20 protein-coding genes and 1 tRNA gene are annotated in these 21,706 nt (G+C 61.9%); 12 read left to right on the forward strand and 9 right to left on the reverse strand.

The annotated features are described in order from the left end of the window. Positions 1–62: 62 nt before the first annotated feature. A complete protein-coding gene (locus tag IFT76_RS13250; protein WP_185795101.1) occupies positions 63–1,040 on the forward strand; it encodes a YihY/virulence factor BrkB family protein in 978 nt (325 codons plus the stop codon). Positions 1,041–1,056: 16 nt separating this feature from the next. Here the strand turns inward: IFT76_RS13250 and IFT76_RS13255 are convergent, their stop codons facing one another. Further along, positions 1,057–1,464, reverse strand: coding sequence for a GNAT family N-acetyltransferase (locus IFT76_RS13255; RefSeq protein ID WP_342214352.1), 408 nt, complete (start codon positions 1,462–1,464; stop codon positions 1,057–1,059). 118 nt (positions 1,465–1,582) lie between these two features. Here IFT76_RS13255 and IFT76_RS13260 point away from each other — a divergent pair, with 118 nt between their 5' ends. Beyond that, the gene (locus IFT76_RS13260) at positions 1,583–2,218 is read left to right on the forward strand and encodes a DUF998 domain-containing protein (RefSeq protein WP_122474955.1); all 636 of its coding nucleotides are present in this window, start codon (positions 1,583–1,585) and stop codon (positions 2,216–2,218) included. A 4-nt stretch (positions 2,219–2,222) separates the two neighbouring features. Here IFT76_RS13260 and IFT76_RS13265 read toward each other — a convergent pair whose 3' ends face one another. The 4 genes from IFT76_RS13265 to IFT76_RS13280 form a co-directional block, all read right to left on the reverse strand. Then, the gene (locus IFT76_RS13265; protein ID WP_192058727.1) at positions 2,223–2,552 is read right to left on the reverse strand and encodes a DUF202 domain-containing protein; all 330 of its coding nucleotides are present in this window, start codon (positions 2,550–2,552) and stop codon (positions 2,223–2,225) included. Next, positions 2,549–2,950, reverse strand: coding sequence for a YidH family protein (locus IFT76_RS13270; protein ID WP_122474951.1), 402 nt, complete (start codon positions 2,948–2,950; stop codon positions 2,549–2,551). Before IFT76_RS13270 ends, IFT76_RS13265 begins: the two co-directional genes overlap by 4 nt. 87 nt (positions 2,951–3,037) lie before the next feature. Further along, positions 3,038–4,228, reverse strand: coding sequence for a sensor histidine kinase (locus tag IFT76_RS13275; RefSeq protein WP_192058781.1), 1,191 nt, complete (start codon positions 4,226–4,228; stop codon positions 3,038–3,040). Positions 4,229–4,346: 118 nt separating this feature from the next. Continuing rightward, entirely contained in the window at positions 4,347–6,479 is a 2,133-nt protein-coding gene (locus IFT76_RS13280; protein WP_192058729.1) for a putative bifunctional diguanylate cyclase/phosphodiesterase, read from the reverse strand. A gap of 180 nt (positions 6,480–6,659) precedes the next feature. On the opposite strand from IFT76_RS13280, the gene IFT76_RS13285 reads away from it, so the two are divergent. Next, complete coding sequence (locus IFT76_RS13285; protein WP_192058731.1) at positions 6,660–7,739, forward strand: MBL fold metallo-hydrolase; 1,080 nt, start codon at positions 6,660–6,662, stop codon at positions 7,737–7,739. A 12-nt stretch (positions 7,740–7,751) separates the two neighbouring features. Here IFT76_RS13285 and IFT76_RS13290 read toward each other — a convergent pair whose 3' ends face one another. Beyond that, positions 7,752–8,663, reverse strand: coding sequence for a formate/nitrite transporter family protein (locus IFT76_RS13290; protein ID WP_192054538.1), 912 nt, complete (start codon positions 8,661–8,663; stop codon positions 7,752–7,754). A gap of 104 nt (positions 8,664–8,767) precedes the next feature. Beyond that, positions 8,768–9,649 (reverse strand): alpha/beta hydrolase, encoded by an 882-nt coding sequence (locus IFT76_RS13295; RefSeq protein ID WP_192058733.1) that lies wholly within the window; start codon positions 9,647–9,649, stop codon positions 8,768–8,770. 219 nt (positions 9,650–9,868) lie between these two features. On the opposite strand from IFT76_RS13295, the gene IFT76_RS13300 reads away from it, so the two are divergent. From IFT76_RS13300 to IFT76_RS13335, 8 genes are all read left to right on the forward strand, one after another. Beyond that, positions 9,869–10,852: a 2-hydroxyacid dehydrogenase gene (locus tag IFT76_RS13300; protein ID WP_192058734.1), complete on the forward strand. Its 984-nt coding sequence runs from the start codon at positions 9,869–9,871 to the stop codon at positions 10,850–10,852. 206 nt (positions 10,853–11,058) lie between these two features. Beyond that, positions 11,059–12,996, forward strand: a complete 1,938-nt coding sequence (locus IFT76_RS13305) for a flavin monoamine oxidase family protein (RefSeq protein ID WP_192058736.1) — start codon at positions 11,059–11,061, stop codon at positions 12,994–12,996. 129 nt (positions 12,997–13,125) lie between these two features. After that, positions 13,126–14,019 (forward strand): nitrilase family protein, encoded by an 894-nt coding sequence (locus tag IFT76_RS13310; RefSeq protein WP_192058738.1) that lies wholly within the window; start codon positions 13,126–13,128, stop codon positions 14,017–14,019. A gap of 12 nt (positions 14,020–14,031) precedes the next feature. Further along, positions 14,032–15,222 (forward strand): hypothetical protein, encoded by a 1,191-nt coding sequence (locus tag IFT76_RS13315; protein ID WP_122474935.1) that lies wholly within the window; start codon positions 14,032–14,034, stop codon positions 15,220–15,222. A gap of 13 nt (positions 15,223–15,235) precedes the next feature. Further along, positions 15,236–16,222, forward strand: coding sequence for an asparaginase (locus IFT76_RS13320; protein ID WP_192058740.1), 987 nt, complete (start codon positions 15,236–15,238; stop codon positions 16,220–16,222). Between the two features lie 80 nt (positions 16,223–16,302). Beyond that, positions 16,303–16,971 carry a UPF0149 family protein gene (locus IFT76_RS13325; protein ID WP_192058742.1) on the forward strand — a complete coding sequence of 223 codons (669 nt, stop codon included), beginning with the start codon at positions 16,303–16,305 and terminating at the stop codon, positions 16,969–16,971. A gap of 104 nt (positions 16,972–17,075) precedes the next feature. After that, positions 17,076–17,152: transfer RNA gene (locus tag IFT76_RS13330), tRNA-Val, on the forward strand. 146 nt (positions 17,153–17,298) lie between these two features. Beyond that, positions 17,299–18,591 (forward strand): sensor histidine kinase, encoded by a 1,293-nt coding sequence (locus tag IFT76_RS13335; protein WP_192058743.1) that lies wholly within the window; start codon positions 17,299–17,301, stop codon positions 18,589–18,591. 250 nt (positions 18,592–18,841) lie between these two features. Here the strand turns inward: IFT76_RS13335 and IFT76_RS13340 are convergent, their stop codons facing one another. Together IFT76_RS13340 and ampC are read right to left on the reverse strand one after the other, a co-directional pair. Continuing rightward, positions 18,842–19,402, reverse strand: coding sequence for a hypothetical protein (locus tag IFT76_RS13340; RefSeq protein ID WP_192058745.1), 561 nt, complete (start codon positions 19,400–19,402; stop codon positions 18,842–18,844). Positions 19,403–19,475: 73 nt separating this feature from the next. Further along, complete coding sequence (gene ampC, locus IFT76_RS13345; protein ID WP_446731102.1) at positions 19,476–20,615, reverse strand: class C beta-lactamase; 1,140 nt, start codon at positions 20,613–20,615, stop codon at positions 19,476–19,478. Between the two features lie 133 nt (positions 20,616–20,748). Between ampC and IFT76_RS13350 the strand changes: the two genes are divergently transcribed. Continuing rightward, on the forward strand, positions 20,749–21,123 hold the full coding sequence (locus IFT76_RS13350) for a c-type cytochrome (protein ID WP_192058749.1): 375 nt from the start codon (positions 20,749–20,751) through the stop codon (positions 21,121–21,123). Positions 21,124–21,706 lie beyond the last annotated feature (583 nt).

Consider the following 21,706-nt stretch of genomic DNA (forward strand, 5'->3'; position numbering starts at 1 on the left):
CAGTTGGGCTGCGCATCCACTCAGGCAGGGTATTCGAAAGTCGAGTGGCGCAAGGAGACGCTATGCTATTTCCCCACATGAACAACCTGCCTTTCATGAAGGTCATGGTTCGCACGGTCAAGGAATTCGTCGACGACGAAATGCCTACTTATGCTTCGGCATTGGCCTACCAGATGTTGTTCTCGCTATTCCCTTTTCTGCTTTTCCTGATTGCCTTGATCGGCTTCCTGCATCTGCCGGACTTCTTCTCGTGGATGCGTCTGCAATCCGAGTTGGTGCTGCCGCCACAGGCGTTGGAACAAGTCAATCCGGTGATCGACCAGTTGCAGCAGTCCAAAGGTGGTTTGCTCTCCATCGGTATCGTGGTTGCGCTGTGGACTGCCTCGGCAGGCGTGCGACTGACCATGAGCGCAATGAACGCTGCCTATGATGTAGTCGAAGAACGTCCGGCCTGGAAGCGCATTCCCCTGTCGATTCTGTACACCATCGGCCTTGCCGGGATGCTGTTGTGCGTAGCGGCCTTGATGGTCACCGGTCCCCAGGTCATGCAGTGGCTGGCCGGGCAGATCGGCATGGAAGATTTCATCGTCACGCTGTGGACCATCCTGCGCTGGCCACTGATCGTCATCCTGCTGATGATCGCCGTTGCGGTGATCTACTACGTCATGCCTGACGTGAAGCAGGAATTCCGCTTCATCACGCCTGGCTCGATGCTCGCCGTGGTGGTGTGGATCGTCGCATCGCTGGGCTTTGCCTACTACGTGAAGACGTTCGCCGACTACAACGCCATGTACGGCAGCATTGGCGCGATCATCGTGTTGCTGTTGTATTTCTACATCTCTTCTGCGGTGCTGTTGCTCGGTGCCGAGATGAATGCGGTGATCGAGCACATGTCGGCCGAGGGCAAGGACAAGGGTGCCAAAGACCCTGAAGATACCACCCCCGCTGTGGACCAGACCGGGACCGTGCCCACGGGCGAGAAGGACCTGCGTGCAAGTCCTGCCACGCCGTCATCGGTTGCAGCGCGCCCGCAGCCTTGAGCCGAGGCTATGCAGATCAAGCGGCAGTCGGACGCACCAGGGCCAGCAAGTTCTTGCTGGCTCGGTAGCGCTGCAGGCGCTGGGTCAGCTCGGCAGGCAGAGTGGTTGCATCCTCGAAGCCGAGGCTGAGGTAGAAACCACGCAACGGCGGTTCGCAAAACAACCATACCGGCCCGCCCAGCGTGGTCTGGGCGGTGCTGAGCAAGCGTCGGCCCAAGCCCTTGTTGCGCTGATCGACAGCCACGTGCAGGCCGGTTAACCAGTGCCCCCCGGCCACCGACACGAAGTTCGAACCTGCAACGATTCCGTCGCTCCGTGCTACCCACCAGCGGGCGTTGCCCACGCTGCGCATCCGACTGTTCTGCGACTTGTAGAACTTGTCCAGCAGCGGTCGCGCACAGGTCGGTAGTTCGATGAATTCCACGTAAATGTGTCCTGTTATTGCCAAAGCGCCAGGTTTGCCCAATGGCGGGAGAAATTGCTTCGTGACCGCACTGGCGCTGTAGTAAGGTCCGGGCCTCTTTTTATGACGGAGATGCGCTGTGCAGCAGCCGATTCGCAAATTACTCTATCTGGCTGGCCTGATCAGCCCGCTATGGCTGGCCGCCAGCCTCATCGTGACCGGCAGCTTGTACGCTGGGTACAGCCACATCGATCAGGCGATGGGTCTGTTGGGCGCCATCGATGCACCCACCCACGCCCTCTGGGCCTGGCTCGGTCATTACCCGCTGGGCCTGTTGTCGATAGCGTTCGGTATTGGCCTGTACGCGGGCCATGCTCATCTGCGCCTTGCGCGGCTGAGCGCCTCGCTGATCATCGTGCACGGTGTGGCGAGCCTGGCCGCTGGGTATTTCACCTGCGACGCCGGCTGTTCCCTGCAATACCCCTCGACACAGCAGAACCTGCATACCATCGCCAGCGTGATCATGTCGGCAAGCCTGTTGCTCGCCAGTGCGCTGTGGATTGTCGTGGCACGCCGCGAGGGCCGCAAGGGCTTGGTCTGGTTGTCCCTGATCTGTAGCCTGTTTGCGCTGGGCTGCCTGCCGTGGATGGCAGCAGCGATGGACGTTGGCCGTGGCTTCGGCCTGTTCCAGCGGGTCAACTACTTCGCTTCACTGGTGTGGGTCGCCGGGCTGGCGTGGGCATTGCTCAAGGCCGAGCGCAACGAATACGCCTGACGCTTCAGGTCATCAAGGTGATCCAGATCGCCGCGCCGCCGATCACCGTGACCATGCTGCCCAGGCCAAGCACGCCCGTCACGTCGGCCGGGAAGCACGCGCGGCTGATCCCTTCCACCCTGCAGCGGTATCGGCGCCGTTGGCTCAGCCAGATCAGCAGCGCTCCCAGCAAAGTGAATGCGATCAGGCCACCGGCGAAGCGCCCGTGGAAGGGCATCCAGCGCAGAAAGAACAGACTCGCCACCAACATCGCCAACAGGGTCCGTCCCCACGCCAGCAACGTCCGTTCAGGCTGCAGGCCTTCGTCCTGATGTCCCGCTTGCAGCAGGCTCATCGCAATACGACGAAGGCTATCAGCGCTGCCGTGACCAACGCACCGCCGATGGACAGCAGCGGCACCAGCAACGGAATGGGCAAGGGCTGCTTGTGACGCATCGCCCGCTCCACGTTCAGCCAGCGCAGGCTCGCACTGGCACTGAGCAGCATGCCCAGCAGCAGCAGGATGACCGCCAGGCTCTTGCGAAACTCGGGTGCGAACACGTCCGCAGTGAATGCTTCGACAGCGATGCCGCCAGCCATCAAGGCCAGGGCTGTACGAATCCAGGCCAGAAACGTGCGTTCGTTGGCCAACGTGAAACGTGGGTCGGGCTCGCTGCCGCCCGTGAGCAGCTTCAGCTGTCGCGCGCTGCGTTGGCCATGAGTGGGGGGGATCCCGGGGTCAGGTCTCGCCATGTGGGTGCCAGGCAGGGTGTGGAGGTAGGGCGATGCTACCATCGCCAGCCGTCGTGCCGGCCACTTTCCGCGTAGCAGGCCCAGGCCTCAGTCGCGGTCGGTGTTCACGGGCAGGTGGAAGCTGAACTGCGTACCGTCTTCATCGCTCGACGCGACTTCCAGTCGACCGGCGTGGGCCAGGGCGATCTGATAGGCAATGTACAAACCCAGTCCAAGGCCCCCGCGCGGGCTGCGCACACTGGGCCGGGCAAAGGGTTTGAACAACTGCGAGCGCACGTTTTCAGCGATCGCCGGCCCCTGATTATGCACCGACAGGGTGAATGCCTGATTGGACAGTCGGCCGCACACGCGCACCTCGCTGTCCGGAGCACCGTGGATGATCGCGTTGGACACCAGGTTGGAAAGCAGTTGGCCAATACGCTCCTTGTCGCACAGCACGCCTTGCAGATCATCGACATCCATCGTGATGACCCGGTCGGGGTGAATGCGCTGCAGCTCGGAGACCACGTGCTCCAGGCTCCGCGTCAGGTCGGCGTCGGGCTGCAGGTCCACCACGATGCCGGCACCGAGTCGTCCACGGGCAAAATCCAGCACATCTTCGATCAGCTGCGAGGCGCGACGTGCACTGGTCTGGATATGCTTGACGATACCCAGGCTGCGCTCATCGGTAACGCGTCGCTGCAACAGCTCCGAGCCGGCGTTGATGGCAAACAGCGGATTGCGCAAGTCATGGCCGAGCACCGCAATGAACTGATCACGCAGATCGGCCATTTCACGCTCTTCCAGCAACGCGGTAGCCGTGCGCTGGTGCTGTTCTTCATTCTCCATCTGCAGCGACAGCAATCGCGAGAACGATTCCATCATGGGTTCGATGGTGCTGCCTTTGAGGCAGGTAGGCCGTGGATCGAGCGCACAGATGGTGCCGAAAAAGCTGCCATCGGCGCGGAATATAGGCGTCGATATATAGCTTTCGAACTTGTAGATGCGCGGAGTGTGATGGTTGCAGTACACCTCGTCTTCGCTGACCTTGTCGATGATGACGGTCTGCTGACTGACGCGTATCTCGTGACACAGGGTAGTGGTCACGTCCAGTTCGTCGCCGACCCCCAGGCCAAAGCCGATGCTGTCGAGCACCGCGCACGTGGTCCACGAATCTTCGGTAACTCTGGCTACCGCTGCAAAACGCATCCCGGTGGTTTCGCAGATGACCTGCAGGATTGCCGGGACCGCGTCGATACGCGCGAGGGTGGCTATGTCGGCTGCTGCAGTCGTGCCCATGGAGTGTCCACTGTGGTTGCGCATGCCGGAACCATTGGCTGGTCGTGTCCGGACGGTGCACCGATTCTAGCGATGCCGCTCGAGCCTGTAAAAAAATCTTGAGTCCGCACGGCTTATATCAGGTGTAATCACTTACCTGCGGTACCTCACGAACTCTGCGCGAGGCGCTCTGCTGCTTGAGCAATGGCTCCAGCGCCAGGTGAACCAGAGCGGTGCTCAAATAATCGCCTTGTACCTCTGCGCACCCTTCATGCTGCAGGCAGCGCAGCCGTTGCTCGGTATCGACACCGGCGCCGATCACACGAACACCCATGGCCTTGCTCAGGTCGATCATGCCGCGCACCATGGCGCGGTCATTCGGGTTGTCGCTCATGCCGGCCACGAAGCGTCGTTCGATCTTCAACCCATCGAAGGGATAAAGACGTAGATATCCCAGGGAGCAGTAGCCACTGCCGAACTCATCGAGAATCAGCCCGGTACCCAGTTCCTTCAGTGCGGTCAGTGCACCTACGGCACCGTCGGCACAGCCCAGCATGACCTGCTCGGCAACCTGCACCTGCAGACGGCTGGCAGGCAAGCGGGCTTCTGCCAGCGCGTCACGAACATCGCGAGAAACATCGCCGCGGCTGAAATGCGCCGGTGCCAGGCTCAGCGACACGACAATCGACTGTGGCCAATGGCGCGCTGCCTTGCAGGCCTCGCCCAACATCCAGCGGCCGATCGCTACGATCAAGTCGCTGCGCTCGGCCAAAGGCAGGAAAACGTCCGAGGTGAGCAAGCCTTCGACCGGGTGCTGCCAGCGCAGCAGTGCCTCGACCGCGACCACTCGGTCGGCCTCGGCGCTATACCTGGGCTGAAACTGCAGCAGCAATTGTTCATGGCGTATGGCTGATGCCAGATCGGTTTCCAGTTGCCTGAGCTGGTTCTGTCGGTCCAGCGCCGGGGCAAAATGCTGCCAGCTGCCGGCGCCTTGAGCCTTGGCCTGACGCAGGGCGACGTCCGCGCAGCGCTTCCACTCGCTGGCATCGCCACGTGCGGGCCGGTCGTGAACCACGCCGATATTCACACCCACCTGCAGCTGTCTGATGCCATGCGCGATCGGGCGCTGGATGTTGTCGATCAGGCGCTGACAGAAATGCTCGATCTCGATCATCTCGTCGATGCTGGCCAGCACGAGCATGAACTGCCCGGCGTGCAGGCGTGTCACCAGATCATTGCTGCGCGTGCTGTCGCGCAGGCGGCTGGCGACTGTGCGCAGAACACATTCGCGTGCGGGCTTGTCCAGGGTTTGCTGCGCTGCGTCGAACCCTTCCAGGTCCAGCAGCAGCACGGTCAATGGCAGCGGACGCAGGCGATCGGCCAGGGTCTGGTCGAGGAACCGCGTCAGGGCATGCTCATCACCCAGGCCTGTCACGGCATCGTGGGTGGAGCGGTGGGCCAGTTGGGTCTGGGCGCTGACATGGTCGGTGACGTCGACCACCGTACCGCGGTAACCGACCACACGTGATTCATGCAAGATGGGCCGTGCTGCAATGCGACTCTGGCGGGTCTGTCCCGCGCTGTCGCGGTAGCTGCAGCGCAACTGACCAGTCCCTGCTGCTGCGGCGGTGCTTCCCAACTGTTGCAGCCATTGGCCCGGAGGGAGGGTTTCGCACTGCAGCAGCAATTCAATGGGCTGGCCCAGCCAGGCATCACCTGCCAAACCGGTGGAAGCGGTAAATTCCGATGATAGATAACTGACCCGTAGGAACTCGTCGGTTTCCCATATCCAGTCGGAACTGGCACGGGTCAGGTCATACAGGCGCTCTTCGCTCGATTGCAGGGCTCGATGCCTGTCCTGCAATCGTGCATGATCCCGGTCGATGTCACGCAAGCTGCGCAAGGTCCTGAGCAGCAGCCCGCCGGAGACGATCAGCACGACGAGCAACAGTGCGGCAATCGTCGCCGGCGACATCGCCCAGAGCGGTTCGCTGCCCGGTGGCGGCGTCTGCACGGGCAGTCCCGAGCCGGCTTCTTCGAGGGAAATCAGCGGCCGGCCACTGTTATCCCCCAGATCGCGCTCGCCGCTCAAGCTGTTCGCGGCGACCGTCTCTGCCGAAGGATCGCTGGCATGATCTGTCGCGGCAGGAACGCCGAGCACGGCACTGCCGGCAATCAACACACTGGCAAGGATGGGCAGCACGAACGCCAGCACCAGAAGCCGTGCATGGCGTAAGTACCGGGAGGGGTTGGCGGCATCAACAGCATTCATGAGCAGCGGTCCTTGCGAACAGACGTTTCCTGATCCCATTCGGACGGCTGCGGCGGCGACATGGTTCCCGCCGGGCGACCAAGCGGCAGGCACCTTCTCGGCGCTCCGGGCCGACCACGGGCTTTTCACGCCAGGCCGAAGGCGTATGCTGTAGCACGCATCTTTCAGCCAGAGGGCTGCATGAATATTCCCCTGCTTTTCGGAGTGCTTGCGCTTATGACGTCGTTCTCACCTAATGCCGAAGAACTGCCAGCCTCGTTGCGCGAGGACGGCCAGTACCGTAATCAGGTGGTCCTGCCCAAGGACGGCTTCATGAAGAAGCTGCGCATCGGCATCAAGTACCTACTGTTGAGCAAGCCGCCAGGCACCCGCCCGCAGGCCGCATTGCCGGTCGAACGCCTGTCTCGTCAGCAACTGCTGGCGGCGCCGGACCACAGCCTCTGGCGGTTGGGGCACTCGACCGTGCTGCTGAAGATGAATGGCCAGTTCCTTTTGACCGACCCGGTCTTTTCCGAGCGCGCCTCGCCTGTCCAGTGGGCGGGCCCATTGCGCTTCCACCAGCCGCCGATCAGCATCGCCGACCTGCCGCCGATCAAGGCCGTCATCCTTTCCCACGACCACTACGACCATCTGGACGAGCACGCGATCAAGGCGCTGGCAGACAAGACCGAGTACTTCCTGACCACCCTGGGCGTGGGCGACCGCCTGGTCGACTGGGGCGTGCCCGCCAGCAAGGTGCGTCAGCTGGACTGGTGGCAGGAAACCGAAGTGGGCGGGTTGCGTCTGGTGGCGACCCCATCGCAGCATTTCTCCGGGCGCAGCCTGTTCGACAGCAACAGCACGCTATGGGCATCGTGGGTGATCATCGACAAGGACTTCCGGCTGTTCTTCAGCGGCGATACCGGTTACTTCCCGGGCTTCAAGCAGATCGGCGAACGGTTCGGGCCCTTCGACCTTACCCTGATGGAAACCGGTGCCTACAACGTCGCCTGGCCGAACGTGCACATGCAGCCCGAAGAATCCCTGCAGGCGCACCTGGACCTGCGCGGCAAGACGCTGCTGCCGATCCACAATGGGACCTTCGACCTTTCGATACACGATTGGCACGAACCTTTCGATCGCATCAGCGCACTTGCGCAGGCCAAGAGCGTGCCGTTGAGCACGCCGCGCATGGGGGAGCGGGTCGACATGCGCAATCCCCAGGCCGGTGTGCACTGGTGGGAGCAGGTCGACTCACCGGCCCCCGTGGCTACACCCTGATGCAGCCCCGGCTCAGGCGTCGGCGTTGGGTTCCTTGCGCGCCTTGCCCTGCCCATCGTCCTTGGGCGGCAGGCCACTTTCGCTTCTGATCTGGGCATGGCTGATCAAGGCGAAAATGAAGCTGCCGCCAATGATGTTGCCGGCCAGCGTCGGTGCGGCAAAGTCGAGCCAGAAGGCTTTCCAGTCCAGCTCGCCGGCCCATACCAGGTAGGAAACCTCCGCCGAACCCACGACGATGTGGGTGAAATCGCCCAATGCCATCAGGTAGGTGACCAGGATGATGATCCACATCTTGGCGCTTTCCTGCGAAGGAATCATCCAGACCATGGTGGCGATCATCCAGCCCGAAATGATGCCTTTGGAAAACATCTGCGACAGGTCGTTTTCCATCACCTTGCGGCCGATGTCGAGAAAGGCGACATCGGTCTTGGCATCGAAGATGGGCAAATGAAGCATGACGTAGGACACCAGCAAGGTCCCCGCCAGGTTACCCGCCAGGACCACGCCCCATAGTTTGAACAGCCGGCCGAAATTGCTCAGGCTCGGCTTGCTCATGATCGGCAATACGGCCGTCAGGGTGTTTTCAGTGAACAGTTGCTGGCGCGCCAGGATCACTGCAAGAAAACCGGCCGAGTAACCCAGGCTGGCAATGACCTTGCTGGTTTCGCCGTCGGGCAGGCGCGAATTGAACAGACCCATGGCCATCAGCGACAGGCCCATGGTCAGTCCGGCGGCCAGGGCCGACCACCACAGGGCGGCTACCGTACGTTCGAGTTCGTGGTCGCCCTGTATACGAATGGTTTCATGCAGCACCGCCGCACGGGGCGGTTGATTCTCATGGACCTCGGCTTTTTCGTCGGCCGACAGTCCAGGGGTCTTGCCGTCTTCTTCAGAGGCATCAAGGCTGGGTTCGTGCTTTTCCATGGAGGTTCCTGCGAATGCGCTGGCGCGCGTGCCCGGTGCACGGCTGCCACAGCACAGACCTTCAGGGCGCTGAATAAGTTGCGTCACCCCACGCTTTGCATCCACTACAGACCGAACACCTCACGCAGCGCCTCGGCATAGGCCTGGCTACCCAACGTCATGCTGTTGTTGTGCGTGCCACCTGGTACCAGCAGCAAGCGTTTGGGCTGGGCAGCGGCATCGAACAGTTCTTGGCTGAAACGCGGCGGTACATAGCGGTCGTCCAGGCCATGAACGATAAGCACCGGTATCCCGATGTCGCCGATCTTGTCGATGGAGTCGAATTTCTCCGACATGATCCAGCGCACCGGCAGCGACGTATTGGCCACGGCCGCTGCGGCAGCGGCCAGATCGGTGAAGGTGGACTCCACGATCAGCCCGGCCGCCTTGGGCTCGTCACCTTCGGCCAGATGCTCGGCCAGATCCACGGCGATCGCACCGCCCAGCGAATGGCCATAGATAAATCGGCGCTCGGCGTTGGGCTGAAACTGCACCAGCCGTGCCCAGGCAGCCTGGGCGTCCTGGTACACGGTGCGCTCCGACGGCAACTCGCCGGGGCTTTCGCCGAAACCGCGGTAGTCGATGGCCAGCACCGAGAAGCCCAGCTCGCGCAGCTGACTGATACGCCGCACTTGTGCCGTCAGGTTCCAGCGGGTGCCATGCAGATACAGCACCGCCGGCGCATCGGCGCGCGGCGCCGGCCACCACCAGGCGTGCAGGTACTGGGTGCTGCTCAAGGCTTTCTCGACCGGAATCTGCAGCTCGGTCACCCCGGACGGCAGTCCCGAATACCAGCTCGCCGTGCCTGGTTCGATGTTGAACAGCAATTGCCGCTCCTTATAGGCCAGTTGCGAGCAGCCATACGGCAAGCCGATACCTATCGCCAGAGCCAGCAGCAGAAAGGGAAGCCAGCGCCGACGACGGGGCGTGGTGGTAGGTGTTGCCATGCATGCACACTCCAGACGGGTCTCTTCACTGGACCGGAACGCACTGCAGGCTGTTCATTGCAAATTGATTTCAAGCGGTGTCAGGTACAGTTCGGGACGGTTGCCCGGTGCCTAATGCGAACGCTCTATTGCCATGACCGAGCCGATATTCTACTGTCCGCCGACTACCAATGTTTGCGCTACCATTGCGGGCAGCGTTTCGACACAAGAGGGCGACACATGAAAATCGTGATGGTGGGAGAGGCCGCGACACACCGCGAGATGCTTGCCGCAGGCTTGGACTGCCCGGCGCAGTTCGTTGCGCTGCCCCGTGAGGCCCATGAATCGGCTGCCTGGGACGCGCAGATCGAAGGCGCCGACGTGCTGGTCTCGATGCGTTTCCAGCGTACTGGCCCCGCGCCGGCGTTCCGCCTGTTGCAGGTACCCGGCGCCGGCCTGGATGGCATCGACTTCGCCGCGCTGCCGCTCGGTGCCACTGTCTGCAATGTGTTCGAACATGAAATCCCCATGGCTGAATACGCCCTGGCTTGCATGCTCGAACACCAGATCGAGCTGGCGGATCTTCGTGCGCGCTTCAGTACCGAACACTGGACGGGTGCCTACCTGAAGCGTCAGCCGCGCGGCGAGCTGTTCGGCAAGACGGTCGTCATCGTCGGCTTTGGCCGAATCGGCCAGGCTGTTGCCACCCGTGCCCAAGCTTTCGGCCTGCGCATCATCGCCATTTCCGCTCGCGCCGAAGGCGGACGGGTCGACGGCCCTATGGATGAGGCGTACACACCCGGCGAACTCGACCAGGCACTCACGCGCGCCGATTTCGTCATCCTCACCTGCCCATTGAACGAGCGCACCCGCGGTTCATTCGGCGCTGCGCAGTTTGCCGCAATGCGCCATGATGCCGTGTTGATCAACATTGCCCGCGCCGCCGTGGTCGATGAGGATGCGTTGTACCACGCCCTGCGCGACCACCTCATCGCCAAGGCCTACCTGGATGTCTGGTACCGCTACCCCAGCGGCGACACCGACCCGGTCGCACCCGCTCACCACCGCTTCGAAGATCTGTCCAATGCCTACTGCACGCCCCACGCCTCCGGCTGGACCCAGGGCCTGTTCGAACGCCGCTACGCCTTCATCGCCGCCAACATCAACCGGCTGCACCAAGGCCAGCCCCTCCAGAACGTCGTTACAAACCCCCGTCCCGTCTAACACCCGACGCGGCGACACACCCGGCCCCCTGTAGCAGCGGCGCGAGCCGCGTCCGGCCACACCGCAACTTCCCTGAACCACCGCACCTGCTTCCCACATACGCCCCAAATCCTTCCTACACCGCAGCCCCCCAATCCCTCTGCCTGGACGCACCACGGCTTCGCACACTGACGCCTCCTCAATCCGACCGACAAGGACTGTCATTCATGACCATCGGCTCATCCCACAACCATCCCGCCGACATCGCAGCCGCCGTGCAAAACCCCGCCAGCCTGCCGTGGGCCGCCCGCTTTCCCAACCCTCCGGATCTATGCTTCGACTACCGCCGCCTGCTCGAACAAACCGAGGGCATTGCTCACGCAGGTAACGCACAACACCGCATCTGCATCATTGGCGCGGGCGTCGCAGGGTTGGTGGCAGCTCGCGAACTGCTGCGCTGTGGCTTCGAACGCATCACCTTGATCGAGCAGTCGCGCCGCCTCGGCGGACGTCACCTCACCGTGCAGGTCGACAGCCCTCAATCCACGCCCTCGACGCCTTTCGAAATGGGCGCCATGCGCATGCCCTTTTTCAATCGCACCGGCGAGGCGCCTGTAGACGGCCGCTCATTGATGGCCTACTACGCAGGCCTGTACGATCTCAAGACCTCAGACTTCCCGAATCCCGGCACGCCCTTCGTACACTCCACCGGCATCTATCTGCACGAAGGTCGCCTGGCAGGGGAAACCGAACCCCAACTGCTGATCTGGAACAATCCCGACGGCAGCACACCGCCACCTACCGCCGTGCTGCAAGCCGTCTACCAGAAATGGAAGCTGTTCGCCGAGCGCATGGCGACCCAGGTCGCCGCCGTGTTCGGCAGTCAACAATGGCCCGCCTTGTGGTCTGCGATTGTCACGCGCTACCAGCATGTAGCGTTCCGCGAGCTGGTTCGCGCTCCTTGCGTACCCACTTGGGATCCCAGCCGGCCGGGCGACTTCGGTGGTCTGGGCATGTCGGCCGCCGAATCGTCGATCTTCTACGCCATCGGCATAGGCGATGGCAGTTGGGGCGCTTTCTACGACGTGTGCAGCCTTTATCCACTGCGCACCGCGATATTCGGCTTCAGCAGCCATTTGCAATTGGTACACGGCCGTGTCGATGGCCAGGGTATGCCGCTACCAGCCCCGTTCCTAACCGAGCATGCCGTGACTGACTCCAAAGGTGTGGCGTTCGCCACACCTCGCTACCTGGGTCTGGCTGCATTGGATGAGTGTCTGATGTTCATGCCGCTGGGGGAGGGGGCTCGCTCGCCTTACGAACGATTGCGCGAGCAGCCTGCTGGCCTGATCACAGACAGCCCGGTGAACAGCCTCACGCGACTGGCCGACGGCAGCATAGAAGTGGGTTACCGCTGGCACCAAAGCGACGCGCTGGCCAGCCGGCAGGTGAAACAGAGCTTCGACTCGGTGATCGTCACGGTGCCCTCCTGGATCCTCGAAACGCGAATCCAGGTGGCTGGTTTCACCTCGGCCATGCTGCCTCAGGCCACCATCGATGCCTACAAGACTGCGCACTGGGAAACCAGCTGCAAAGTCTACGCGCCGCTGAAGAAAACCTTTCTCTCGGCCAGGCGTGACATACCGCAGATACTCGTCACCGACAGTTTCGTGCACGACGTCTATGCCTACCGCTACAACGACAACTATGCCTATGACTGCATCCTGCTCAGCTACACCTGGGAGGACGATGCGACCAAGCTGGCGGCGTTCAGCGACGCCGAGCTGGTCGACAACTGTGTGCGCGAGCTGGACCGCATCTTGATGCGCTGCAGCAACGTCGGCACGCGCATTTCCCCATTCATCGACACCGCCAACGCACGCGTGCAGCGCTGGGTCACGGACCGCAATGCGCTGGGCTGCGCCAAGCTTTACCGGGCAGGCGCGTATCAGGATGCGGTCGGGCTCATGAGCTACAACCGCGATTACAGCCGTCTATCCGGGCTGTACCTCGCAGGTGAATCGTTTTCGGTCGACGCCGGCTGGACCGAACCGGCCATGCGCGGCGCCGTGGACGCGGTGATCAACCTCTGCGCCAACCAGGGCGCAGTGTTCAACGCCGGGTTCGACCTGTCTCATTACCCTCGGTATGGCACCGAGTCCTGAACGACTTTGTACCCTCTTGTCCTACCTGCCGGATTAATCCTACAGATGCTTGGGAAGCGTCCGGTTCTATGATCTTAACGAATGCGTTTCTATGCGGAGGCAATCCAAAAACAACAAGAAGGTGCCTCCATGTCCTCTGTTTCCGCTATCAGCCCCGTGCGGGTCGCTGTCGTTCAGTTCGATCCACAATGTGGCCTCGAACATCGCTCGTTCAACCTGTCCCATAGCCTTCACTTGGCCCAGCGCGCCGTTGCAGGGGGCGCTCAACTCATCGTGCTGCCGGAACTGGCCAACACCGGCTACGCCTACCGCAACCGCGAAGAAGCGTTCGCGTTGGCCGAGGCCGTGCCCGACGGCCCCAGCGCGCAGGCCTGGATCGAGTTCGCGCGCGAACATAAGGTCTATCTCGCCGCCGGCCTGGCGGAGCGCGACGGGCACAAGCTTTACGACTGCGCAATGCTGGTGGGGCCCGACGGCTTCATAGGCAAGTACCGCAAGGCTCATCTGTGGAATCTCGAAAAGCTCTGGTTCAGTCCCGGCGACCTCGGTTTTCCGGTGTTCGAAACGCCCATCGGGCGCATCGGGCTGATGATCTGCTGGGACGTCTGGTTTCCGGAAGTGCCACGCCTGCTGAGCCTGCAGGGTGCCGACATCATCTGCAGCCTGAACAACTGGGTCTGGACGCCGCCGCCGCTGTTCGACGAAACCGGCAAATGCATGGCGTCTTACCTGACCATCACTGCAGCGCACGTCAACAACACGTTCATCGCTGCAGCCAATCGCATCGGTACCGATCGCGGCGATCGCTTCCTGGGCTGTTCGTTGATTGCCGGTACCAACGGTTGGCCGCTCAGCGAGGTGGCCGGAGCCGAAGAGGAAACCATCCTCTATGCCGACGTCGACCTTGTGTCGGCACGTAGCGCGCCGATCTGGAACAGCCTCAACGATCTGCCGCGCGACCGTCGGGTCGACCTCTATGGCTCGATGCTGGGCTATGACCCTCACGCCGCGCTGCCGCGTTGAGGAGGGCTGGCCATGCAATCCTCTCTGCAAGACACACCAACCCGCGCATCCAGCGGGACTTTAACTGGCCTGTTGATGCTGTCGCTGGCCATTACCCTGACCGTCATCAGCGGCAAGCTGCTGGCCATCGACGCACTGTGGCCCAGCTATGGCGACATGATGGCTAACTTGCACCACCCAGCAGCCTGGTGGCGCTGGGTGGTGGGTGATATCAGCGAAGTCGCGTTCTACAAGCATGAGTTTGCCTCCATCGGCCTGCTGGCAGGTGCCGGACTGGGCTGGTGGGCCAATCACACCGGCAAGCGCTGGCAAGGCTTCGCGATCTGCTACGGCACCGGGCTCTGGCCATGGGTGGTGACCAGCTCGCTGCTCGGCCTGGGTCTGGGCAATCTGCTCTGGGGATGGACACTTTCGGCCGATACCTGGCAGCCGACTTTCGTCGCGTTCGTGTCCATGCCGGCGGCCACGGTGCTGCTGTTCGGGCGTGGCTGGCGCGTGGCGCTTACCGGGGCCGTGATGGGCGCCGTGCTGATCACCCCGGCCTGCCTGCTGATCGTCAAGTACGTGTGTACCCCGCTGGCATTGCCAGTGGTGATCGGCAATGTTACCGGCATGGCAGTGGGCAGCGTAATCGGCTTCCTGCTGTGCAAGCGCTTCCCGGTTCTGGTCAGGCCTGACGCGGCGCCTGCGCAAGCGCCACCGGTGGTGGCTTCTCCGGCCAACTACGGCCTGCGCTGGACCTTGCGCCGTATCCTTGCGGATTTCTCCGAGGCCCCGTTCTTCGGCAACGAATGGGCCAGCCTGGGGTTGGTGCTGGGGGCGCTGCTGGCGCTGATGCTCAATCCGGCCAGTCCGTTCTACGGTTCCGGTTGGCTGTTGCAGCTGTTGGCGGCGCAAACCCTGGCCTCGGCGCTGGGTGTGCTGATCTGGCGCCGTCAATGGATTGCTCGCGGCTGGTATCCGACCTACATTCCCGTCGTCTCGGTAGCCCCCGCCGCGATTCTGGTCCATGGTGGCAGCCTGCCGGTGATCATCCTCAGTGCCGCATTGGGCGCACTGCTGGCGCCGCCCCTGGCCGTCGCCATCAGCCAGCGGCTGCCGTCCTATATGCATGGCTACATCGGCAACGTGCTGTCCATGGCAATCAGCACCGTGCTCATCCTTCCGCTGATCGGTCTGATCATCGGCAGCCCAAACCTCTGACGGAGTACCGCCCATGGCTCTACCCAGACTATCCGTAGGTGCCCTGGGCGGCACCATCAGCATGCAGACCCAGGCCACTGGGGCAGGTGTTCAACCCAGTTTGAGCGGGCAGAGCATGGTGGACCTGCTGCCCGAGTTGACGTCGCTGGCCGGGGTTCAGGTGCACACACTGAATCTGCTGCCCAGCGCCTCCTTGAGTTTCCAGGCCTTGCTCGAGGCCCTGGAGTGGGCCCGTAGCTGCATCGCGGCTGGAGCCGTCGGGGTAGTCTTGAGCCAAGGCACCGATACCCTGGAAGAAGCCGCTTTTTTCCTCGACCTGCTGTGGGATCTCGACGAACCTCTGGTACTGACGGGCGCCATGCGTGCGGCCTCGCATTGCGGTGCCGATGGCCCGGCTAACCTGCTGGCTGCAAGTCAGGTGGCGCTGGCCGAACACAGTCGCAGGCGTGGCGTGTTGGTAGTGATCAACGATCAGGTGCACGCGGCGTCCCGGGTGCGCAAGGTCGCGGCATTGGCCATGGATGCCTTCGCTTCGGCACCCTACGGGCCGATTGGCCTGATGATCGAAGGTCGGGTGCACTACGCCGCCGCGCCTGCAGCGCGTTGCTGCCTGCCGGATCCCGCCCGAACCGATCACACCGTGTTGCTACTCGAAGCCACACTGGATGCAGACACCTTGTTGCTCGACAGGGTCGTCGACGCCGGGTATCGGGGCGTGGTCATTGGCGGTTTCGGCGCCGGGCATGTATCGCAGCGCTGGGCCGCCAGCCTGCACGTCATTGCCCGGCATATGCCGGTCATAGTGGCCACTCGCACGGGCAGCGGGCCAACGGCCAGCGGTAGTTACGGCTTCGCGGGAGGCGAGCTGGACCTGCAGGCGAAGGGCGCCGTGATGGGTAGATTTCTCTGCCCGCGCAAGTGTCGGATCCTGCTCTGGATGCTGGTCGGTAGCGGCCAAGAGCACGACATCACGCGTTACCTGAGCCAATTGGACAACTGATCGGCCGCAGATCCGGGGACATCGTCCACGCTGGCGGCTACAATGCGGGCATTCTTTTTGATGACCCGACCGAGCAGACCATGGCCTACAACATCAGCAATGACGCGCTGACCGACGCACAACTGGATTACGTGGAAGACGTACTGGGGCAATACGCCAGCGAGAAATCGGTCGGCAGCATCTCCGAGCTCGATGGCTTTTTCACAGCCATCGTTTCGTGCCCTCAGGCAATCGCTTTCGACGACTGGTACGCAGCGCTGTGGGGTGGGCCTGATCACTTGCCGGTCTTCAAGGACGACAGGCAGTTCGAGAAATTCTTCGACCTCCTCATCCAGCACATGAATCAGTTGGCCATGTTGCTGGAGGAAGACTTCGAAAACTTCGCGCCAATCTTCAATCTGTTCGACGACGAAGAAGTGGTCAGCGTCGAGGACTGGTGCTATGGCTATGAGCGTGGGGTCGTGGTGGGTGGCAGCTGGCTCGACATGCCTGATCAGGAACAGGACCTGCTGGCGTTGATCACGCTGCACACCCAAGGTGTCGACCTCTTGAAACATGACGCATCAGGCGAGCAACTGGACGCCGAGGAGGCCATGGAGATGATCCAGATGGCCGCCATTCGTCTGCACCAGTACTGGTTCGAGCGTCGTCCGGGCAAGACGCCCATCACCGGCGAAACCAAGACGGGCCGCAACGATCCCTGCCCCTGCGGCAGCGGTAAGAAATTCAAGCAATGCTGTCTGCATTGACCTGCGCATCGAGTGCGTCCGTTGCAAGTGAGTGATTTTTTTACGATTGGCGGCAAATTGCCGTTGACAGTGGCGCCTCAATCCGTAAAATTGCGCGCCACAGCAGGCACGTAGCTCAGTTGGTTAGAGCACCACCTTGACATGGTGGGGGTCGTTGGTTCGAGTCCAATCGCGCCTACCAAACAAAATCCGCTCTGCTGGGCGGTGCAGAAGGGCGATCCGGAAGGGTCGCCCTTTTTCGTTCATGCGCAATATGCTTGCACATGCTTGCCGCCTTGGCTCGCCGCGCGCATTATCGCCAATCAATTCCTCAACCTGGCCCTTTGCATGTCCCACAGCCCGGCCCCATCGCCTATCGACGAGTCCGAACGCCTGGCTGCGCTCGAACATCTGGGTGTGCTCGACAGTGTCCCGGAGCCGGGTTTTGACGATATCGTCCAGTTGGCGACCCAGCTCTGCGGGACACCCATCGGCCTGGTCTCTCTGGTGGACCGCGAGCGTCAGTGGTTCAAGGCATGCGTAGGGCTCGACGTATCCGAAACCCACCGCGACCTGGCGTTCTGCGCCCATGCCATCCTCGCCCCCGATACCGTGATGATCGTCCAGGACACTCATCTTGACCTGCGCTTCAAGTGCAGTCCGCTCGTGTTGGGCCCTCCCTATATTCGCTTCTATGCGGGCGCGCCGATCATCTCGCGCCAGGGCTTGGCACTGGGCACGGTGTGCGTCATCGACACCGTGCCGCGCACGCTGGATGCGGCGCAGTGCAGCGCTCTGCAGGCTCTGGCACGGCAAACGGCTGCGCAATTGGAGTTGCGCCTGCTCAACGCCGAGCGCGAGCAACAGACCCTTGCCTTGTCCCGGCAGCTCGACAACGTGCTGGGCGAGCACCAGCAAACCCTGCAGACCCTGCGCCACGCCCAACGGGTTTCCTCGCTGGGCCAACTCACCGCGGGTATCGCCCACGATTTCAACAACCTGTTGCAGGCCGTCAGTGCCAGCTTGCAGATGACTCGCCTCAAGGCACGCAAGCCCCTGGAAGTCGAACGCCTCACCGAAATCGGCCTGCAGGCGGTACGGCAGGGCGCGCAATTGATTCATCACCTGCTCGCCTTTGCCCGTCGCGAAGAACCCAGCGTGCAGGCGGTCGTACTCGACGAGCGGATCGAGCACAACAGTGACCTGTTCGGTCGCGCGCTCGGTACGGCGACGAAGGTGCAGCTGGATCTGCAAGCGCCAGCGCAGGCGGTGATGTGCGACGCCCATCAATTGGATGCTGCGTTGCTCAACCTGCTGGTCAATGCGCGCGATGCGCTGCGCGGTGCCGGGCAGATCCGCGTGGCCACCTGTGAACGTGTCGTCTGCGGCGACGCCCAACTGGCCGACGGCACCTACCTTTGCCTGAGCGTTGCCGACGATGGGCCGGGCATCTCGGAAGACGTACTGGTACAGGTCTTCGAACCGTTCTATACCACCAAGACTGCCGGGCAGGGCACCGGGTTGGGTTTGTCGCAGGTGTACGGTTTCGCGTCGAGCGCAGAGGGTATCGCACGTATCGAGAGCCGGCTGGGCGAGGGCACAACTGTTACCCTCTGGCTACGACGCGCAGCAGCGGTATAGCGAATCACTTACACGCGGTGGCTCCAATCGCCTCTATTGCGATCATCGTCACCCCAGTAATCTAGCCTGACTAACTGAGACGAAGGATGCGACTCAGGGTCAGGGACGACCGGCCATTGCAAGGAAGCTGCTGACAGGATGTTGGAATGGCTAGACAATAAACCCGCTTCGGCGGGTTTTTTGTTGGGCGCTGTTTTGTCCTGCGCACAGCAAACCCCCTGCCACAGCCGGGCAGGGTGGGCCGATTCCGTTACTTGCCAGTCACGATACGCTTGACCATGGCCGCATGACCCGTCTGGTCGCTGGCGCGCGAAATCACTTGGACAACCGACATGGTCGGTCCCGAGCCGGCCACGAAGGTGGTCGTCATGGTTGCGCCGCCGCCCATGGTCGCGGTGCTGTCGATTTGTTCCACGCCCAGCTTTCGCAAGGTGATACGTTTTTCCGCAGTCTTCTTGAAGTCAGGCAACGCAGTCGCCTGTTGCTTGATGAAACCTGCCGTCGCGCCCGTCAGGAACTCATCATCGTTGTCGGCGGCACGCCCACCCTTGGGAATGGGCAGTTCAGTGGTCACCACCACGCGTCTTTCGCTTTCATTCATGTACATCATGCCCTTGGCACCTGCAGCTTCGCTTTTCGGATCGGCAGGTGGCAGCGGGTTGGCGGTGTACCCCGCAGGCAGGGTGAACATGAACTTGCCGTCGAGCGTCTTGACGGTCTGCGCTTTCGGGGCGCTCGGTGCTGGCTTGGCAGCCCAGGCCACGTTGACCAGGCCCAGCGTGAAAGCGAGAAACAGGCAAGTGCGGCGCATCGACGAAACTCCAATAAGGTCAGGACTCGGATCCTACTCCAGACCCATGGGCTTGAGAACGTGCGTGAACCCCCTACTTATCCAGTCTCTGGTCCAGTGCCTGGACCAGCTCATGGGCGAACCTGACCCGCGCTTCGTTCGGATAGTTCTTGTTCGCCAGCACCACAACGCCGATCCCTCGTGATGGGACAAACGCCACATACCCGCCAAATCCATTGGTCGACCCGGTTTTGTTGACCCATACCTTGTCCAGATGCCGCAGCGGGCTTGTGGGTTGGGTAGTCAGGGCTACTGCATTGGAATTGCCTTGCACCAGGGTGTCGAGCGCTACGGGATAGGCGTATTGCTCCCAGATCAGGGCTTGCGTCATGCCACCTACCCTGAAGTAGCCCCGTTGCGTGGCATCCAATGCCTCACGCAGCTTCGCAGGCAAGGCCACCGCGCCCATCTGTGCCTGAACATAATGAAGCATGTCCCGCGCACTGGACTTGAAGCCATAGGCTTCCTCGGCCAGTACCGCCGGGTTCAGCCGCACCGGCTTGTCGTTCCTGTCGTAGCCCTGCGCATACAACGGCAACTGCGCAGTCGGGACATCCAGGTAAGTGTGGGCAAGGCCCAGGCCTGGGAGCAGCCTGTCGTGCATGGCCTGGCCGAACGACATTTTCATGCTCGTGGCCGCGATCATCCCGAGCAACCCAATGCTGGGGTTCGCATAGCTGCGCTGGGTGCCCGGTGCATAGGTGGGCTGCCAGTCGCGAAAGTACGTCATCAGTTGTGCAGCGTTCTGGATGTCGTCCGGCAACTGCAGAGGAAATCCGCCGGCGCTGTGGGTGCCCAGGTCGGCGAGTGACGCCTGGTCCAGCGGTGTGCCGCGCAATGTGGGCAGATACTGGCCGGGATGATCGCTCAGAGACAGCTGCCCATTGGCTTGCGCATAGGTGGCGAGGGTGGCGGTGAAGGTCTTGCTGATCGAGCCAAGCTCGAACAGTGTGTCTGCGGTAACGGGCGCCTTCGTCTCGCGCGACGCCAGCCCATAGGTGAAGAACAGCTGCTGGCGACCGTCAGTGATAGCGATCGCCATGCCTGGAATGTTGTATTGCGCCATCAACGATGCGGCCCGGGCCTTCACCAGGCTTTCGACTGCAGGCTCCCCGGCATGGGCGCTGTCGCCCGCCCATGCAGTCGTGAATGCCAGAAAACCCGCAATGACCATGGCTGTGCCGGACCTGCGCATGAGTGACTCCTCTTCCATTTTTATTGGCAGTGATCACTCTGCATTATCCCGGCATCTCTCTTTGTTGTGTCAGCCGTTATGATGAGCATCTGTAACAACAATCCGAGGAAACATGAAATCAGTAACCTGCGCGCTCTTCGCGCTACTGGTCGCGGTGCAGGCCAACGCCATGGCCGCGGGAGACGCCGTAGCCGGCCAGGCGACATTCGACAAGAATTGCGGTGGTTGCCACAAGGTAGGCCGCGGTGCCCAGGCCGCATTCGGCCCGCAGCTCAATGGCCTGATCGGCCGTGCGGCGGGAAGCACCGGTGACTACAGCTATTCAGCAGAGATGAAGAACTCGGGCATCGTCTGGACCACCGAGAAGATCGCCGCCTTCGTCGAGGCACCCAGCGATGTGGTGCCTGGTACCAAGATGCGCCTGTGGTGGTTCGGCAACGATCAAAAGATGGCCGACCTTCTCGAGTACCTCAAAAGCAACCCTTGAGGCAGGTACGATACGGTGGAGGCGCGGCGCGGCCCAGGTCACAAGGCAGCATCCTACAACAGCGTGGGAAACGACCTCTTTGATTGGCGGATGTGGCTTCGTATTCTCCAAACCCTTTGATGAGGGCATTGGATGTCGAAGGTAATACTGGCATTAGTGATGTGTCTGACGGGTTGCGCATCGAGCGGGGTCTATCTGGCCGACCCCATGAACCCACCCGATCCCTGGCGAAAGGGACCAGCTTCGCACCGTGAACTGCCCATGGGCGATCCCAAGCGGCAGCACGTATGCCAGGTCGAACCGAATCGGTTTGAATGCGCGCCCCTTGGTTCCTGACGTCAAACGAACGATGTCGTGAAAAGTTTTGCGAACAGGTGTTGACTCGCCGGCAAAATCTAGTAATATTCGCCTCCCGCTGACGAGCAATCGAAAGCGCAAGCGGTTGAAGTTGTTAGAGATTAGCTAAATACTTCAAAATAAACGCTTGACAGGATGTGAGGTTAGCGTAGAATGCGCGCCTCGGTTGAGACGAAAGAATCAACCCACCGCTCTTTAACAATTGAATCAAGCAATTCGTGTGGGT

It is taken from the genome of Pseudomonas sp. CFBP 13727 (genome assembly GCF_014841915.1).
In the GTDB taxonomy this organism is placed as follows: Bacteria; Pseudomonadota; Gammaproteobacteria; order Pseudomonadales; family Pseudomonadaceae; genus Aquipseudomonas; species Aquipseudomonas baltica.